The sequence below is a fragment of the Pseudomonas tremae genome, from assembly GCF_001401155.1.
Taxonomy (GTDB): domain Bacteria; phylum Pseudomonadota; class Gammaproteobacteria; order Pseudomonadales; family Pseudomonadaceae; genus Aquipseudomonas; species Aquipseudomonas tremae.
In genome coordinates, this window is record NZ_LJRO01000132.1 from 1 (window position 1) to 421 (window position 421).

General features: G+C 58.9%; 1 protein-coding gene. It reads right to left on the reverse strand.

Annotated features, from left to right (window positions below; all coding sequences use genetic code 11):
- Positions 1 to 23: 23 nt before the first annotated feature.
- Positions 24 to 421 (reverse strand): ParA family protein (locus tag ALO43_RS09390; RefSeq protein WP_157062280.1); only part of this gene is annotated, 398 nt, incomplete at its 5' end.

Here is a 421-nt window from a genome sequence, read left to right on the forward strand (position 1 = left end):
GTGCTACGCGCGGTGCATACGCGTCACGGATGGGCATTGGTCTCCAGCAAGTGATGCAGGTCCACGAACTGCTGCGTCAGCTTGTGACGGGGGTCCAGGTGGATCAGCGGCAGGCTGGCCTGATGCGACTCACGCATTTTCACCGATGCGCCCAGGTAGACCGGCAACACCGGCAGCCCCTCGGCTATCAGCTCGTCGAGCATCTGCTGCGGCAGGCTGGCTCGGGGCTGGAACTGGTTGACGATGATGCCTTCAACCTGAAGATCTTCGTTGTGATCCTCTTTCAGCTCCTCGATCTCGCGCATCAGTCCGTACAGCGCCTGTCGGGAAAAGCTGTCGCAGTCGAACGGAATCAATACACGATCAGACGCAATAAGCGCCGAAACCGCATAAAAGTTCAGTGCTGGCGGCGTATCCAGAT